Source organism: Parapedobacter koreensis (genome assembly GCF_900109365.1).
Classification (GTDB): Bacteria; Bacteroidota; Bacteroidia; order Sphingobacteriales; family Sphingobacteriaceae; genus Parapedobacter; species Parapedobacter koreensis.
Genome location: NZ_FNZR01000009.1, coordinates 1 through 14,657, shown reverse-complemented (window position 1 = coordinate 14,657; position 14,657 = coordinate 1). Strand labels below are relative to the sequence as shown.

Sequence of the window (14,657 nt, the reverse complement as noted above, 5' to 3'; positions counted from 1 at the left end):
CACCAACGCTGTATACGTTACAATTTAAACGGAGGTAAGGTACTCGTTCAGCGATACTTCGGTTTGCAGGCCCAGTTTTTTCCGGAGCCGGTAGCGGTGTATTTCCACGCCGCGTACCGAAATGTTTTGAAGCTGCGCAATCTGTTTGGAAGAAAAATTCAATCGCAGGTAAGCGCATACTTTGAGATCATTGCGCGACAAGTGGGGATGCTGTGCTTTCAACCGATTGAGAAAGCCATCGTTCAGCTCATCAAAATGGGAGGCAAACTGATCCCAGTTGGCACTATTCTTTTCGATATCCTTGAGTAGCGAAGTGATTCGTTTCAGGTCGCTTTCGTCCTCTGGGCTTAGGTGTAATTTCTTCAGCTCGATCTTGACTTTACTCAAGGCATCTGTATTTTCCATGAGCTGCATACTGGTATTAGCCAGTTCCTTTGTTTTCACCCAAACCTCATTTTCCAGCTTTTCATTTTGCAGCTTTACGATCTCCTTCTCGTTTTTTTCGATTTCCAACTGGTGGATGTAGCGCAGCTGTGCCAGTTGTTCTTCGTATTTGTTCCGTTGCCGACGCCACATACGTTGTTGCCATCGGATGAGCAGGTATATGCCGATTAGGGCAGCGATCACATAGCCCAGCACGGCCCATCTCGTTTGGTACCATGGCGGGCAGATTACAAAGGAGAAAACCGCCGTTTCAGACTCGTCGTTCAGGTTATTGCGCGCCTTCACTTTAAACGTATACGTGCCGCTCGGCAGGTTGGTATAGTCTTTTTCGGTATGGGCGCTCCAGGCCGACCATCCGGTATCATAGCCTTCGAGCCAATAGCTATAGGTAAGCTGGTGCTGTATGCCATAGCTCGGTGAGCCATATTCAAAATGGAACGCATCAAACGACGCGTGCAGTCGGGGTATCTGCTTCTTGTCCTGGATGAAGGAGCCTGTCCCGTTTTTGGGGAAATAACCACCAAAGATGGTGCTGTCCTTTCCATTGGTGGTATTCACGCGCGAGAGCAGTACCGAGGGCCGAGGCGTGTTTGCTTGGTATTTCTCGTAGTTGATGTGGATGATGCCCGTTTCAGAACCAATATAGACATTGTTTTTATCGTACGGATAGATGTTTTCAAATCCGGAGGTGTTGAGCCCTTCTATCTCCGGAAAATAGGTGATGCCGGCAGCGATCTTCCCTGAGGCAAACTTGGCCACGCCGATCCGTTTCCCACTGCAAAACCACACATTCCCCTCGGCATCGTCCTGTAAGTACTTTATCGGGATACCCGTAAATTGCCCAAACGATTCCGACGGGATGAAGCGGTCGGTCGCCCTGTCAAATTCATACACGCCCGCTTCGGTAGCAAATACGATTCGGTTTCTGATGTTGAAGACAAAATTCTGGAAAGCAGACGGCAGCCCGTCTTTGTTGGTATAGAGGCGTACGGTGTATTCCGTGCTATCCGGCGATAAGGTGAGGCGGTAGATGCCCCGATACGGGTGTGATGCCCAAATGGTACCCTGCTCGTCGCGTTCCAGGAAGCGATACGAATCAGCTTGGCCTGCAAGTGTACCAGCCCGCTCAAAAAGGCCGTTTGCATAACGAAGCAGATCGATGCCACGGTACGTGCCTACCAGAACGTCTCGCGCCGGCGGCGATGATAGCGGCAGGAACATCCAGGAGCCCGTACCCGTCGAAATCGGGCTGGCTATGCTGTCCGTTATGGCAAAGACCCCTTTGTTATGGGCAAGAAGCAACTGCCCGTTTACTTCCTCCAGCCGCCAGGCTTCACCCCTGTCACTGACGCTGACCAGCGAAAAGGTGCTTCGGGAAAGGCTATGATCGGCTACGTCAGGAGTCAGCGGCGCTACATATACGCCGTTGGAGGAAGAGACGTAAAGGTTATTCTTGAAAATCCGCGTCGAGAACCCCGTGACATCGTTTTCCAGATTTGGACGGAAATACTTGACCGCACTGTTGTAGCTGATCACGGCGATGGCATTGTCGATGCCTGCCCATATATTTTGGTCTTTATCGATGAATACCTTGGAGACATTATTGTTTTGCAGGCCTTCCGCATTGGCGATGTGCTGCATTGCGCTACCGTCCAAGTTGCGAATGATACATCCCGCCGTAGCAGTCGCCGCCACATAAGTGGAATCACTGATTTTTGCAAACGACGGCGTGTATAGATCCTGCCATGGTGCGGTGTCCATACGTTGGAGCGTATTACCGAGCAACAGGAAAGTTTTATTGGTTATCGTCGCCACGAAGATGCTGTCGCTGCCCAGGGAGAATACCGAAGCGATATTTATCCCCTCCATCAGGTTTCCGTTTTCCAACGATGTCCACTGGTTGTTCCTGAATTCCAGCAGGCCTCGGTTTTTATCCTGGGCAAACAGGCGTTTGCCTGCCCGGCCCAGAAACAGCCATTCGGCAGCAGGGGTATGCACGGCGATACGGCCGTCCGTCAATTGGAAAATCCGATCAGTGGCCCGAAAGAAAACCGATTGGCCGAAAGTAGCCGTGTTCCAGACATCCGCAAAATTCCGGTGGTTTTGCGGCACGAGGTCATTGAGCGAGGTATAATGCAGCGTGGTACGGGGGCTCCCTTCAAAATAGCCGAACTCCCCCTGTCCGCCTACATAAATCCGATCGTTTTCATCGATTTCGAGCGATCGCAGTATGGTGGTATTGGGTAGGGGATAGGTGCTCCAATAGTGGCCATTGAACGTGATTAGTCCGTCGTTGTTGGCAAAGTATAGGATACCCCGGCTATCCTGCTTGATATCCCAGGTACGGCTTCCACCTTGGAATACGGCCTTGCTGTAATTAAACACCAGCGGAATCCCCAGGGTATTTTGCCCCCATAGGACGTAAGGAAGCATTACGAATAAAACGGATAGCAACCGCCAGCTATGCATCATGAGTGTCTACAACACGCAAATATAGCGAAAAACAAGGATTACGGCATGTTGATGTAGAAATGATGTAGTGGGTCTTTGTGTGTTTTTTGGGGCATCACACTATTTTTGACCCCACTAGTTGTAAACAAGATCCAAATTTAACAGATGGCTAATGAAACCTGCATGAGTTGCGCAAGCTTCATGGCTTTAAAAACAAAAATTATGCTAATGAAAAAAGGTGTATTATTACTTGGTATGATAGCACTTTTGTCCTGCATGCATGGATATGTATGGGCACAAAGTAGGGCAGTGACGGGCAACGTCACTGATGAAGCGGGCAATCCGCTGGTGGCCTCGATCACCGTAAAGGACTTGCCCGGTGTCGGAACCACCAGTTCCGAAGACGGGACCTTCAGCTTGTCCGTTCCGGCGGCAGCCGATTCGCTGATCGTTTCTGCCGTTGGCTACACGCGGCAGACGTTGGCGATTTCCGGTACTGCGATGAATATCCAATTGATGCCCGACGTGGGCTTTAATCTGGACGAAGTGGTGGTGATTGGGTATGGTACGCAGCGCAAGGGTGATCTCACTGCGCCGGTTGCCACGGTCAATATGGAGAACGCCGCGAAGCGCACCATCGCTACCCCGATGGACGCCTTGCAGGGCGCCGTGACGGGCGTGCAGGTAGTAAGCTCCGGCGCGCCGGGCGCTTCGCCCACCGTGCGTGTGCGGGGTGTGGGGTCATTTAACAATGAGAGCCCCCTGTATGTGGTAGACGGGATGTTTATGGACAACATCAATTTCCTAAACCCCAATGACATCGCCGACATGTCTGTATTGAAAGATGCCTCAGGTGCAGCGATTTATGGCGTAAGGGCAGCAAATGGTGTGATCATCGTCACCACCAAAAAAGGAAGTCTCAATATGAAGCCCCGCGTCACCTACAATGGTTACGTCGGTTTCCAGACCCCGAGTAATGTGCTGAAAATGGCTGATGGGGCACAATTTGCAGCCTATTCGCTCGCCAAAGGCGATAACTATGTCGTCGAAAATTCGGTAGCGCAGTTTGGCGGGCAAGGCAACAGCCCCACCATGAATACCGACTGGTATGGCGAGCTGCTGCGGTCACAGGCGCTCATCACCAACCACAATGTGGACGTGCAGGGTGGTAGTGATAAGATCACCTATACCTTCGGCGCGAACTACCTGGACCAAGATGGTATCATGGATGCGGAAAACTATTCCCGTAAGTACAATATCCGGATGCAGACCGAGGCGAGGGTGGCACCGTGGCTAAAAATCGGTATCACCGCCCACTTGAACAATTTCAATGAGTTTACGCCGAATAACGTTGCCTTCCGGCAGGCCTATTTTGCATCTCCGCTGTATCCGGTATACGATCCCAATTTGGAACTCGCCGATCCAATCAAGTTTGGAACCAGCGCATCCATAGGCATTCCCTCCGGCTTCTGGTTCAACAACCCGATTGCCACGGCATACTACAACCACAGCGAAAACAAAGGATTCCAGATACTGCCCACGGCCTATGTAGAAGCCGAATTCTGGGAAAAGAAACTCACCTTCCGGTCGCAGCTGAGCCAACGCTACCAATCTACGCATGCCATTGGCTACACGCCGGTATACTATATTGACAACAACCAGCGGAGCGATAGGTCTTACTTACGATCGGCCCAAGCGCGGAATAATAATTACATTCTCGACAACCTCCTCACCTATCGGGATAATGCCGGAGCGCATCACTGGACGGTGCTGCTTGGGCAGTCTACCCGTGAAGAGCGCTGGCGGGAGACGTGGGTATCTGCCAACGACGTGCCGGAATCGTCCGAATTCTGGTATGTAGGGCAGGGCGCACAAGGTATCGGATCGGCTACCGGCTACGGCGAAGGAGGCTTCCGCAATGCCGGGGTTTCTTTCTTTACGAGGGGCACGTATGACTATGACAATAAATACTTGCTCACCGCCACCTTCCGTGCAGACGGTAGCTCCAAATACCAGACCAAATGGGGGTATTTCCCCTCGGTAGGCTTGGGATGGGTGCTCAGCCGTGAAGGTTTTATGGAGAGCCAGTCGCTGTTTGACCTGTTGAAGATCCGCGGAAGCTGGGGTCTTCTGGGTAATGACGGTATCCAGCCCAATGCCGGGTATGCCATCATCAACTCGGGCAACAACAATTCTGCGATATTCGGCAGCATTGGTACAAGCTACGGAAGCCGTATTCCGGGTTACCGGGTGAGCAGGTTCTTCACGCAGGTCAGCTGGGAAGTGGTAGAAGAATGGGACGGCGGTATTGACTTTGCCCTGCTGGACAACCGGCTGAACGGTACGGTAGATTATTACTACCGCCGCACGAAAGACCTGGCCTTCAGCCGCCCGATACCCTTCCTCTGGGATCGCGTGTACGGCAACTGGGGCAGCGTAGCCAACAGCGGTTGGGAAATCGGATTGGACTGGAAAGATGAGGTCGGCCAATTGGGGTACTCCATCGGCGTAAATGCCACCACGCTTCGCAACAAGGTCACTGATCTCGGTGGACTTGACAACATCATGAATGGATTCCCGGAGTGGACGGCTGAATTCCCGGCACGCATTGAGGAGAATGAACCCATAAATTATTATTACGGATATGAAGTGGCGGGCGTCTATCAAAACCAAGCGGAAATCGATGCCGATCCGATTGCAAGCCGATACAATGCTGTCAACCCGGGCGCTCCCATCCAACCCGGTTATTTGAAGTACAAAGACCAGAATGGCAACGGCGAGCTGGATGAGGAAGACCGTGTAAACTTGGGCAATTACCTGCCTAAATTGACTTACGGTCTTAATATCGCGCTCAATTACAAACGGTTTGATTTCAGCGTGGCGTTGCAGGGCGTGGCCGGCAATAAAATCCACAACCTCAACCGGGCCATGCGGCGCAAGTACCCGCAGATGAATGCCGATGAAGCCTTTATCAACGGGCTTTGGACGGGCGAAGGGTCTACCAACACCTATCCATCGGCCCAAGGCAGTGTCGCCGCGTGGAACCTGCAGGCGAGCTCCTTCTTTGTAGAAAGCGGCGCCTACCTGCGCGTTCAGAATATCCAGGCAGGATATAGTTTCAACATCCGCGAAACCATACCCGTACGCGTGTTTGCTACGGCAGATAGGCCGTTTATTTTCACCGGTTACAACGGATTTACGCCGGAGGTATCCGGCATGGGGTATGATGCCAACGTGTACCCGGTATCGGCCACGTACAGCTTGGGTCTGAATGTTACTTTCTAAGTGTGAACGACATAAATATGATAACCATGAATAACTATAAATATATCGTGCTAAGTGGATGCATCGCCACGGCATCCTTGCTGAGTGGATGCGAAAAATTCCTGGATAAGCCGCTGGAAAACCAGCAGCGATCTGAAGAAATCGATTATACCAATCTTTCGCTGATGTATGCGCCCGTATCGGGTGTCTATCGTGCCGCGTCTGACGACAACCTGGTACACTGGATAGACCTCTCCATCCGGTGCGTACGCGAAGACGACTACGAGAAGGGAGCACCCAACCCGAATGACAATCCGGAGCTGATGAGCATCAAAAATTTCCAGCGCGATGTGACGATACAATCGTACTGGGGGCTCAATCAATCGTGGATCAGCTACTACAGCCTCGCGATCAGCGCTAACAATGCGTTGATGGAATTGGAACGCTTCGCCGAGACGATCCCTTCAGGCAATACCGCCGATGCCGCGCTCAACAGGCAGTATCAGGCTGAAGTGCGTTTTTTGCGGGCTTATGCCCATTTGATGGCCACGCGCCTGTTTGGCGATGTACCCATCCTGTCAGACAGCGGTGATATCGCTCGGCTTACGACTATTGAAAAAAGCACGGCCGCAGAAGTCCGCCAGTTTATCATCGCCGAGATGGACGCTTGTATTGCCGATCTGGAAGACGCCCGGCCGAATGAGTCCGTACATATAGGGGCGGTCACCCGGTATTCGGCCCTGTTGTTGAAAGCCAAAGCAGCGGCTGATCTGGCTGGAAACGACAATGCGAGCCCATACTGGGACACGGTGCTGGAGGCCACCGATGCGATCATCGCCAGCAACAAGTTTTCGCTCTACCCGGATTTCTACCAGCTTTTCAAGCTCCCCGGCAGGCTGTCAAACGAGTCGCTCTTTGAGTTGCAGTATTCCGATTTTGGTCTTCCGGCAGGAGACATTGTGCGTCCCGGTGTCGATTGGGGTACCTTCTTCCGCTGGCAGGGACCCGCAGGCGATCAGCGCGGGAGTGCCATCTCCGGAGCGGGATGGGTTCCACCATCGCAAAATATCGTTGATTTCCTGACGAATCGCGGCGACGATACCCGGTTGCGCACCACCATTTTATACTGCGGTGTGGATGGCAATCCGACGACGTTTGTCGAAACGCCCAGCGGCGACCGTGTATACGGCAATGATTTCGGGACAAAGTATTTCAACGGCAAAACGTACCTGCCTACATCGCAGATGACCGAGGGCCGTTTGGAATATGGGGCCAACAACAACGTGCGTATCCTCCGCTACGCTGATGTGCTGTTGTTGAATGCCGAAGCCAGGGTGCGTAAAGGGCAGAACGGCGATGAGCCTTTCCGGCTGGTGCGCGAACGCGCTAATATGGAGCCTATTACGGGCGTCACACTTGATCAGATCCTTGATGAACGCCGGGCCGAATTTGCCTGCGAGTGGTGGGGCGAACGTTTCAATGACCTCGTACGCACGGGAAGGGCACAGCAGGTGTTCGGACCGGACTTCGTACCCGGGCAGAGCGAATATGTGCCCATACCGCAGACACAAATAGACGCGAATACAAATTTCAGGTAACAGGAAACGTTTGGACATTAAAAACCGATTATCATGAATTTTTCTAAGTTGACAACGTGGATGCTTGCTGGACTGTTCTTGCTGGCACTCCACGCATCAGCCCAGACAAGCAAACCCATAAAAACCGAGATCGTCAAACAAGACGGGGGCTACACGTTGCTGCGCGACGGGAAGCCTTACTTCATCAAAGGAGCGGGCGGCACCAGTTATATGGACCGATTGAAAGCCTACGGCGGAAATTCCATCCGTACGTGGAGCACCGCTAACGGACAACAGGTGCTGGACGAGGCCCACCGGCTGGGACTCACGGTGACCATGGGCATCAGCATGGGCAATGAGCGCCATGGTTTCGATTATAACGATGCGGGAGCCGTGGCTGAGCAATTGCAGCGCGTCCGTGCGGAAGTGCTCAAATACAAAGACCATCCGGCGTTGCTTGCTTGGGGGATAGGCAATGAGCTGAACCTGCATTACAGTAACCCGAAAGTATGGGATGCCGTGAATGCCGTGGCCGAAATGATCCATGAAGTCGATCCCAACCACCTCGTCACCACGATGCTTGCAGGCATCAACCAGAAGGAGATAGATTACATCAAAGCAAAGTGCCCCGCGCTCGACCTGATTGCGGTGCAGGTATACGGCGGGCTCGCGTCGGTGCCGGAGCAGATCAGGACCACCGGCTGGGAAAAAGCCTACATCGTCACGGAATGGGGCCCTACCGGCCATTGGGAAGGCCCGCAAACACCCTGGAAGGCCTCGGTAGAAGAAACAAGCAGTCAGAAGGCAGCGGTCTATAAAAGCCGCTATGAAGCTTCCATCGCAAAAGACAAGCATTGCCTGGGCTCTTATGTGTTTTTGTGGGGGCAGAAACAGGAACGTACCCCTACGTGGTACGGATTATTCACTGAGACCGGCGAGGAAAACGAAGTGGTAGACGTGATGCAATACCTGTGGACGGGCCAATGGCCCGAGAACCGCGCGCCTCACCTGGACTCCGTATTGCTGGATGGCAAGCAGACGCTGGACTTCATTTACCTCAAGCCGGGGCAAACGTACACGGCGGCTGTATACGTCACCGACCCGGACAACGACAAGCTCACGGCGCGATGGGAACTGCTGCCGGAAAGTACGGATTTGAAGGAGGGCGGCGACCGCGAGAGCAGGCCTGAAGCCATTCCGGGGCTGGTGAGCAGTACAGCCGTGGACAAAGCTACCCTTAAGGCTCCGGCCAAAGGCGGCGCCTACCGGCTGTTTCTCTATGTTTCGGATGGCAATAACAATGTGGCCACCGCCAATATTCCTTTCTTTGTAAGGGACTAAACGTTGCGTGACCATGCTCGGTGCGTAGCCCCGGCAAATCCTCGCTTCCATCTTGTGGGGCGGGGATTTGCCGTTTTTAATGCTTCGGCGGCGGGAAACATTTCCATCCATAAAATATAAAGATGCTCAATTGCTACAATGCCAACCAATATTTTAGATAACATGATGATGAATGGTTCCATAATGAAAGTCCTCAAGCCGTTGCCATGGGCCTGCCGCTTCTCGACCATTCGCTCCACGAGCCGACATAGAGTTTTGGAACATCAAAACCTGCGCTGGCCATGGCCAACAACGTATGGCATGCCGTCACACCCGAACCGCAATGCACGATGGTTTGGTGGGCCGTTTTTTTGCCCAATATATCGGTGTACAATGCCCGTAGTTCGGTAGGCGATTTAAACCGGCCATCCGGAGTAAGATTAGTCGTATAAGGCACATTGATGGCACCCGGTATATGCCCGGCTATCAAATCCAGCGGCTCGGTCAATCCCTGATAGCGGTCGGCATCGCGTACGTCGATGACGATGTGGTTTGCGTCTTGTGCGGCGTCCGCTACTTCGTCAATATTGGCCTTTGGCCAAAGCCAATCGGTTGCCGCATAGGGCTCAACTTGTCTGCGCTCCACCGGACTGTTATTTATCGGCAAGCCGTATTGTTCGGCGGCTTGTAGGCCGCCGTCGAGTACCTGTACCTGCTGGTGTCCGATGGCCCGCAACATCCACCAAAGGCGGGCTGCGGCATTTGAACCGTGCTTGTCGTCGTAGATCACAATATGGCTCGTTTTTGTGATGCCGAGCTGGGCAAGTGTATCGGCAAACTGGCTGGCCGTAGGCAAAGGGTGCCTGCCGCCGGTGGCGGGATCGCTTTTGGTATCTGCTAACTGCGTTTCAAGGTCTGCAAACAAGGCACCGTCTATGTGCCGTTGCTCATAGTTGTGTCTGGCCTCCTTTCCGCCGCTGGCGTCAATGACGATGAGGTTGGGGTCATGAAAAAGCGAACTTAGCCCTTGAGCATCGATAATAGGAGGGAGGTGATTGTCCATTTGGCTGCTATTTAGGATACAAACATACATAGGATTTTGAGAACTAACGGTATCATTTCATTTTCCTTGTTTTCGGGGATTGTCTGGAATCAAAGCGCCGTATACCTTTGTTTTCATACAACTTGAGGTATTATGAATACGAAAATAAAGGCTATTGCGCTTGCTTGGGTTGCTGCTTTCGGTGTGTTGTCATGTAGCAAAAACGATGATACAAATCCTGACGGGAATGGCGGTGGCTCGTCTAAACAGTTAGCGGGAAAACTGATTTACTCTTTTACCGGCAATGTGTACCAGCTGGACTTAAAAACAAACCAGCAAAGTGTCTTCTTCACCTACAATACGTACGGATTCAACAATTGGGACATGAGCTTGGATGAGCAGTTTAGGCTAACCAGCGAACGGGAGGCCGGCGTGTTTGATGTGGCCAAAATTACATTGGTACGCAATGAAGATGGAGCTATCGTAGATGAATTTGACTACGACTCGCCGTACGGGACAGACACCGACATAGCAGCTTTGCTGTCCCCGGACAATACGAAAGTGGTGTATAACCCGACTTTTGACAATGGGATTGTCATTACTGATTTAGACGGAAACGTAATCACCCATTTGGAAGCTGTAAATGTCGGACAGGAACCTGTGGCGTTTGGAATCAGCGATGAGGTGCTGTGGCTTCCTGATAATAGCATCCTATTCACGCTGGACGACCGGTATATACTCAAGTCCGCTCCCCCATATACGAGCCTATCTTTGGTAAAAGACATGCCATACACCCAATGGGGCAACCTAAGGGTGAATAAGCAGGGCACCCAGCTTTCCATGATGGTAAGCAATCATATCTATGTGATGGACGTAGACGGCAACAATTTGCGGCAAGTAACGGAAAGCAGTGATGGAGAAATTCACGCCGACTTCTCACCGGATGGGAAACACTTGCTGGTAGCAAAAAAAATCGGGCCGACATTCTTTTATTGGAACCTCGCCGTAGTCCCGAACGACGGACAGGTTTATAATATGGACAATAGTGCGGATGTGATCATTATAAAGCCCGAAGGCGAGAATACCCTGCCAGCGGTTGACGGCGGTACATTCTGGATTAATTAGTGTTTAAATATATTTCATCTCCGAAGCTTTATAAATCAAAGCGGCGACATTGCTTGCATTGAATTTTTTAAGCAACGTCTTTCTATAGCTTTCAACAGTCAGATGACTGATGAAAATTTTTTCTCCAATCTCGTATGAATTGAGACCCTGGGCAAGCAGTTCAAGTACTTCTTGTTCCCGATGGGTCAGTACCGGAAATGTGTCTTTCGCCTTTGGATGGTTGATCAGCCGGTCTATTTCTTCACTCAGCCCGGTTTTGCCAGCTATCGCGGAATGGATACAGGTTCGTATTTCTTCGGCATTAGCATTCTTCAACACGTATCCCGATGCACCGGCATCGAGCATGCGCCGGATGATACTGTATTCGTTGCTATTACTGATTCCGATGATTTTTATAGCAGGATTGGACTTGACGATTTGGTTGCAGGCTTCAATTCCGCTGATATCGGGCAGGCTGATGTCCAGCAGGACTACGTCCGGTTTTTCCCTTGCTATAAATGCCATTGCTGGCTTGGCTTCGTTAAAATCTGCCAGCAGCTCAAATTCGGGGATGTGCTGTAGCATGTAAGCAAAGCCTTGCAATACGACAGGGTGGTCATCTACCACGATGAGTTTGATTTTTCTGGTCATAACGGAATTTCTATACTGATGGTAGTACCCCGACGCAGCTGTGAATCTATTTCCATCCGGCCGTTTAGCAAGGCGACCCGATTTTCGATGCTTTTCAATCCGATTCCTTTGGATTTCAGATTTAATGTATCGAATCCCTTTCCGTCATCTTCCACGGTAAGAAATAGATGGTCTTGCTCATCGCTGCATTGTACAATGATTTGAGAAGCGTCCGCATGTTTAAGTGCATTGTTAAGTAACTCCTGAACGATGCGGTAAACATTTATCATCACACGATTGACATACGTTTGTTTCAGATCCAATCCTTGAAACAGAATGCGGGTACGGGAGGAGGCGAGGAATTGGCACAGGTCGGAAAGCGCATGCTCCAATCCGATGTCTAACAGCGCCTCGGGCATCATATTTCGGGCGATACGCCTTAATTCATTGGAGGCTTGGTTTAAATCCCCAATGATAAGCGACATATCTTGTTCTTCCTCAGCCTGTGAAGCAACGCTTAAACTGCGTGCATTCAGCGTGGATAGGCGAAGTTTTATTCCGGCCAAAAGGCCACCTAAGCCATCATGCAGGTCACGAGCGATACGGTTTCGTTCTTCTTCCTGTACCTGCAATATGGTTTGGTATTGGTTTAATCGCTCTTTTTGCGCTACGGATTGGAGTTTTTGCTGATGTAATTGTTCTTTCTGGATGAGCCGCTTCCGGTTGGCCCTTGTCAATTTCCATAAAAAGAATGCAACGACCAATGCCAATATACCTAACGATGTCGATAAAATAGCCCACATGCGATTCTTATCCAACGCGAGCCGCTGTTTTTGGTTAGCGTCTTGTAATCGGAGGATTTCGTTTTCTTTTTCCAGTGTTTCAAACCGCTTTTCAAGTGCTATGATTTCATTGGTTTGGTCTGCGCGATAAAGGCTATCTTTCGCCAACGCGTATCGCTGCATTTGTTCAAATGCCACGCTGTAATTGCCGAGTTTGTAATCGATATCGGCCATTTCGCGCAAATGCAATAAGGTGTCTGACCCGATTACGCCGGCATTGTATTGATTGGATTGGCTGAGCATTTTTTTTGCTTCGGAGTAATTGCCCTCATCCCGATACGTTTGAAACAATTCATAATAACTATCCCGGATGGCTTTATCGTCATAGCCTGTTTTGCCAAGTTCTATGGCTTTCAAGAGGTAATCTCTCGCCGTGTCGTATTCTTTTATATGACGATAATAACGGCCTTCTGTACGGTAATAGTACGGAATATCTATGGCGTGGGGCACGGACTTGCTCAATGTGGAAGCGTCGTCGAGATAGTGCCGGCTTTTTTGCAGGTGGCCCCCCAGTACGGCGGCGTTTGCGGCATAGATATATGCCGTAAAAAGATTTCTTTTATCTCCTTCCGAATGTTTTAAAGCATGGATTGCCTGACTGAAATAACGGTCGGCCTCGTCATATAACAATTTGTTGGTGAGCAGCAAGCCGATATTTGTCAAACCGTTGGCTGCCGCTAAGCTGTCTCCGGCAAGGCGGGCATAGGGAATCACTTTGCCTATGATGACCTGCATGTAGGCTTCGGGGCGGTCTGCTAATTGGTAAAGGATCCCGTAATTATTCCATACTTTCGAAAGGTACTTATACGACGTGGGTGTTTTGTATGTGGAAAGTAATTTATCGGCATGCATATAGGCCTTTCTGGCACGTTCAATATCGTGGTGGAAAATCACATTGGCTGTATAAAGCTGGATTAATCCTTTTTGAAAATCAGACGGGCGATCTGGAAGCAGCTTTTCTGCTTCATCAATAAAACGATAAGCCTGTGTTGTGTCAATTTCGCTCCAGTAAAGGCTTAGATCAAGATAGCTGGTAAATTTTTTGTCTTTATCCGTTATACTTCTAATGACCGTAAGAACACTGTCGGTATATTGATTATGGGGTGTTGCCTGCTGTGCTAAAGCCTGATAATTAATACCAGCAAGCAGTAAACATAGACCGATGATGCGATTATTGTGAGCCATTAACATGTAGTTATACCCGTCGTGAGGTATCGCGAATTTCGAGAAGATAGGGCAGATTTGCAAATCTGTTAGTAATCATTTGGCCGCGGCGATCGACGCCGGCCAAAGGCGGTGCCACCACTGGGGACGTGGGGCTGTAATGCAATTGCGTATCTGTCGCGGACTAAATATAAAAATGCTAAGGGAAGCGCCGGTAAATTTCTCTTCGGTGGGCGACGACAACGAAAGTCACCTCATCAGGTTGTCCGGCTTCGATGCCAACACGGTAATCACCGATCTTAATTCGGTAATAGGATTTATAACCTTTTAACTTTTTGAGTTGCTTAATGTCGCTCAGATCTTGAGCGGATTCCACATCATCGATGATATCCGCAATTTTCTGTTTTAGTAAAGCATCCTTAATCTTCTCAACGGATTTCAAAAAAGATCTGTCAAACTTTTAGGTTCATGGAGGGTTAGGGTTGAACTTTAGACTTTAGGCAATACTTAGGAACGTAATGCGCTCATTACGTCGACTTTGTCTACGTATTCCCCGGTCTTAACCGAGTTCATCAAATCCCCTAAAAGCAAGTCTTCCGTTTCCGTAGCACTGATGGACTTCACGCGATCACCCAGTCTTTTGGCCAATTCGGTAAGCAATTTTACATTTTTTGGATCGGAACTCTCAATAATCAGTGTTGCCATTTGATCAATTTTTATTATACAAACTTACATAAAAATCGGGAATTATAATCGCGTTCAATAAAAATGGCGGCCACATCGTCCCTCCTTATTATCTTTATAATGAACTAAAGAATA

General features: G+C 50.3%; 10 protein-coding genes and 1 pseudogene. 4 read left to right on the top strand and 7 right to left on the bottom strand.

Going from position 1 to position 14,657, the window contains the following annotated elements:
* Positions 1–24: 24 nt before the first annotated feature.
* Positions 25–2,916, bottom strand: coding sequence for a triple tyrosine motif-containing protein (locus BMW65_RS18765; RefSeq protein ID WP_090607773.1), 2,892 nt, complete (start codon positions 2,914–2,916; stop codon positions 25–27).
* A gap of 207 nt (positions 2,917–3,123) precedes the next feature.
* Between BMW65_RS18765 and BMW65_RS18760 the strand changes: the two genes are divergently transcribed.
* Genes BMW65_RS18760 through BMW65_RS18750 form a run of 3 tightly spaced genes read left to right on the top strand, consistent with a single transcriptional unit; the run spans position 3,124 to position 9,077 of the window.
* A complete protein-coding gene (locus tag BMW65_RS18760; RefSeq protein WP_177181217.1) occupies positions 3,124–6,180 on the top strand; it encodes a SusC/RagA family TonB-linked outer membrane protein in 3,057 nt (1,018 codons plus the stop codon).
* Between the two features lie 26 nt (positions 6,181–6,206).
* Entirely contained in the window at positions 6,207–7,757 is a 1,551-nt protein-coding gene (locus tag BMW65_RS18755) for a RagB/SusD family nutrient uptake outer membrane protein (RefSeq protein ID WP_177181216.1), read from the top strand.
* Positions 7,758–7,790: 33 nt separating this feature from the next.
* On the top strand, positions 7,791–9,077 hold the full coding sequence (locus BMW65_RS18750; protein WP_143053929.1) for a glycoside hydrolase family 2 TIM barrel-domain containing protein: 1,287 nt from the start codon (positions 7,791–7,793) through the stop codon (positions 9,075–9,077).
* Here the strand turns inward: BMW65_RS18750 and BMW65_RS24285 are convergent.
* On the bottom strand, positions 9,074–9,259 hold the full coding sequence (locus BMW65_RS24285; RefSeq protein ID WP_177181215.1) for a hypothetical protein: 186 nt from the start codon (positions 9,257–9,259) through the stop codon (positions 9,074–9,076). The two genes, BMW65_RS18750 and BMW65_RS24285, sit on opposite strands and share 4 nt — an antisense overlap.
* Positions 9,260–9,270: 11 nt before the next feature.
* Complete coding sequence (locus BMW65_RS18740) at positions 9,271–10,119, bottom strand: sulfurtransferase (protein WP_090607762.1); 849 nt, start codon at positions 10,117–10,119, stop codon at positions 9,271–9,273.
* Positions 10,120–10,251: 132 nt separating this feature from the next.
* On the opposite strand from BMW65_RS18740, the gene BMW65_RS18735 reads away from it, so the two are divergent.
* Positions 10,252–11,223 carry a TolB family protein gene (locus BMW65_RS18735; RefSeq protein ID WP_090607760.1) on the top strand — a complete coding sequence of 324 codons (972 nt, stop codon included), beginning with the start codon at positions 10,252–10,254 and terminating at the stop codon, positions 11,221–11,223.
* 3 nt (positions 11,224–11,226) lie between these two features.
* Here the strand turns inward: BMW65_RS18735 and BMW65_RS18730 are convergent, their stop codons facing one another.
* The 4 genes and pseudogenes from BMW65_RS18730 to BMW65_RS18715 form a co-directional block, all read right to left on the bottom strand.
* Complete coding sequence (locus BMW65_RS18730) at positions 11,227–11,853, bottom strand: response regulator (protein WP_090607759.1); 627 nt, start codon at positions 11,851–11,853, stop codon at positions 11,227–11,229.
* A complete protein-coding gene (locus tag BMW65_RS18725; RefSeq protein WP_177181214.1) occupies positions 11,850–13,859 on the bottom strand; it encodes a tetratricopeptide repeat-containing sensor histidine kinase in 2,010 nt (669 codons plus the stop codon). The genes BMW65_RS18730 and BMW65_RS18725 overlap by 4 nt, the downstream gene beginning before the upstream one ends.
* A gap of 178 nt (positions 13,860–14,037) precedes the next feature.
* Positions 14,038–14,286, bottom strand: a pseudogene (locus tag BMW65_RS18720) (type II toxin-antitoxin system RelE family toxin); the annotation flags it as partial.
* 59 nt (positions 14,287–14,345) lie between these two features.
* Positions 14,346–14,543, bottom strand: coding sequence for a hypothetical protein (locus BMW65_RS18715; protein ID WP_090607753.1), 198 nt, complete (start codon positions 14,541–14,543; stop codon positions 14,346–14,348).
* Positions 14,544–14,657 lie beyond the last annotated feature (114 nt).